Consider the following 3,104-nt stretch of genomic DNA (forward strand, 5'->3'; position numbering starts at 1 on the left):
CGCTGCGCCTCCTGGCGGAACTGCTCCAACTCCTTTTCCAACTCCACGGACCACCTCCTGGCATGTAGCGGCAGGAGGTCTCACGAAAGGCTGGAGCCCGTCACGACGGGGCACGGCGAACTCTTACGAGGAACTCGCCGCCGATCTCGCGAGGCGCTACCCGAGTGTCCGGGGCTACACGCGCCCGAACCTCTTTCGGATGCGCCAGTTCTACGAGGCGTACCGGTCGAACCGAAAAGTCTCGCCGCTGGTGAGACAATTGCCGTGGACGCACCACCTCATCATCCTCAGCCAGGCCAAGCCCGTCGAGACACGCGAGTTCTACATCCTCGCCGCCATCAAGGAGCGCTGGCCCAAGCGGGAGCTCGAACGGCAGATCCGAACGGGCGCCGTCCTTCGCGAGGCACGCGCCACGAAGAAAGTCTCGCCAGTGGTGAGACAAACGCACCCGACGGCAATCGACGAGTTCAAGAACGCCTACAACATGGAGTTTCTCGGCCTCGCCGCTGAGCACTCCGAGGCCGACCTCCACGACGCGCTCCTTCGGAACCTCGGTCGCTTCCTCACCGAGTTGGGGCGCGACTTCTGTTTCGTCGGCTCGCAGTACCCGGTGCAGGTCGGTAGCCAGGACTTCGCGATCGACCTCGTGTTCTTCCACCGTGGTATTCAGTGCCTCGTCGCCTTCGAGCTGAAGGTCGACAAGTTCAAGCCCGCCGATCTCGGTCAGCTCTCGTTCTACGTCGAGGCACTTGACCGCGACGTGAAGAAGCTCCACGAGCGGCCCTCAATCGGCGTGCTCCTCTGCGCGACGAAGGACGACGAGGTCGTCGAGTACGCGCTCGCGCGGACGACGGCGCCCACGCTCGTCGCCGAGTACCAGACGTTCCTGCCGTCAAAGGAGCTGTTGCGGGCGAAGCTCCACGAATTGTACGCGCAGCTCACGCCGGAGGATGCGCTCGTTCCCCGCGCGACGCATCTACGGAGACGCTCATGAACGGCACCCCTCTCTGCCAACGTGAGTGAGCCAGTCCGTACCCAGTAGTTTAGTGTGCAGGGCGAGCCAGGCAGGGACGATGAATCCGGTGGTGAAAGAGGCTCGGGTTGTGGAGACCGAGGTGGTGGAGAAGGCGAAGCGTCGTCGCTTCACGGCGGAGGACAAGCGGCGCATCCTCGAGGAAGCGGACCGCTGCACGAAGCCCGGAGAGGTGGGGGCGCTGCTTCGCCGCGAGGGGCTGTACTCCTCGCTCTTGAGCGTCTGGCGACGCCAACGTGAGGCCGGAGGACTGGCGGCCCTGGCGCCCTCCAAGCGAGGCCCCCCGGCGAAGGTGGCCGAGCCCGGTGCCCGGAGAATCGCCGAGCTGGAGAAGGAGCTGGCCCGCTCCCAGGCGCGGCTCAAGCGCGCCGAGGCCCTGCTGGAGCTCCAAAAAAAAGTATCGGAAATCCTGGGAGTGGAACTGCCCAAGCAAGACGAGGAGCCCTGATGGCCACGGCACGCGAGGCCGTGGGCGAGCTGGGCATCGCGCCGGTGTGCCAGGTGATGGGCCTGCCACGCGCCAGCTTCTACCGGAGGCTGCGGCCGAAGCAGGGGCCGGCCCGTGGACGCCGTCAGCCGAGGGCCTTGTCCGCCGAGCAGCGGGCCGAGGTGCTCGCCGTGCTGCATGAGCCGAGATTCCAGGACGCGGCGCCCGCGGAAGTCTACGCGCAGCTGCTCGATGAAGGCCGCTACCTATGCTCGGAGCGCACGCTGTACCGGGTGCTGGCCGAGAACCAGGAGGTGCGCGAGCGCCGCAACCAGCTGCGCCACCCCAACCACCCGGTGCCCCAGGTGCACGCGACGAAGCCGAACGAACTCTGGAGTTGGGACATCACCAAGCTGCACGGCCCGGGAAAGTGGACGTACTTCTACCTCTACGTCGTCCTCGACGTGTACAGCCGCTGCGTCGTCGGCTGGCTGGTGGCGCACCGCGAGTCGGCCGCGCTCGCCCAGAAGCTCCTGGCACAAACCTGCGAGCGCCAGGGCATTCAACCCGGCCAGCTGACGATTCACGCCGACCGCGGCTCCTCCATGACGTCCAAGCCCGTCGCCCTGCTGATGGCGGACCTCGGCGTGACGAAGACGCACTCCCGGCCCCACGTCTCCAACGACAACCCCTTCAGCGAGGCCCACTTCAAGACGCTGAAGTACCGCCCCGACTTCCCCCGCGTCTTCGGTTGCCTCCAGGATGCCCGCGACTTCTGCGGCGACTTCTTCCGCTGGTACAACGAGGAGCACCACCACGCGGGCCTCGGTCTGCTCACCCCTCACGACGTCCACCACGGACTGGCGCACGCGCGCCTCGCGGCCCGCGCTACCGTCCTCGCGGCGGCCTACGACGCCCATCCCGAGCGTTTTCCTCACGGCCCTCCGAAGCCCCGGGCCCTTCCGAACGCCGTCTGGATCAACAACCCCGCGCAGCTCCCCAACTCTCAGGCGGCTGCGCACTAATCTCTTAGTTTCACTGTCTCATTCACGTTGACAGGTTCCGCACCTCATCCCACGAACGTCGTGCCACTCCACGACGCCAGTGGAAGCAACGGTGTTCGGAGGCAGGCGTACATCTCTTCGACCGCACCACTGGTCTAAACGTACTTCTCGACGAACTCCCTGTTCCTGCCTCGCTCTACTCTCGCGCACCTCGGCAGGTCTCCATCGCGCTCACGAACCGCTGCGACTTGGCATGCGCGCACTGCTACGCGCCGAAGTCTCGCGACGAGCTGCGGCTCGACACGATCACGCGATGGCTCGCCGAGCTCGATGCGCACGGCACTCTGGGGATCGGATTTGGTGGTGGAGAGCCGACGCTCTACCCCGAGTTCGTAAAGCTCTGTCAGTACGCGGCCCGCGAGACGCGGCTCTCGGTGTCGTTCACGACGCACGGCCACCACATTGACAGTGAGCTGGCTGAGCGCCTTCGTGACAACGTCCACTTCATCCGCGTGGGCCTGCTCCGGTTCGGTGGACAGGTTGACTACGCTGCCAGCCTCTTGGTTGCGGCCCTCCGCTCGTATTCCACTGGGCTGACGTAGCCCAGGGCGGAGTGGCGCCGCTTCCGGTTGTAGAACAC

General features: G+C 65.9%; 3 protein-coding genes. All 3 read left to right on the forward strand.

Annotated elements, in window-relative coordinates; translation table 11 throughout:
- Nucleotides 1-994 (forward strand): YhcG family protein (locus tag D7X99_RS41615; RefSeq protein ID WP_233614223.1); only part of this gene is annotated, 994 nt, incomplete at its 5' end.
- A 79-nt stretch (nucleotides 995-1,073) separates the two neighbouring features.
- A protein-coding gene (locus D7X99_RS41625) for an IS3 family transposase (protein WP_233614224.1) occupies nucleotides 1,074-2,485 on the forward strand; the annotation gives its coding sequence in 2 pieces (ribosomal slippage) (nucleotides 1,074-1,431 and nucleotides 1,431-2,485; 1,413 coding nt in all).
- Between the two features lie 203 nt (nucleotides 2,486-2,688).
- Nucleotides 2,689-3,066: a radical SAM protein gene (locus tag D7X99_RS43040; RefSeq protein ID WP_255429694.1), complete on the forward strand. Its 378-nt coding sequence runs from the start codon at nucleotides 2,689-2,691 to the stop codon at nucleotides 3,064-3,066.
- Nucleotides 3,067-3,104: the final 38 nt, after the last annotated feature.

Source organism: Corallococcus sp. AB032C (assembly GCF_003668935.1).
Taxonomy (GTDB): Bacteria; Myxococcota; Myxococcia; order Myxococcales; family Myxococcaceae; genus Corallococcus; species Corallococcus exiguus.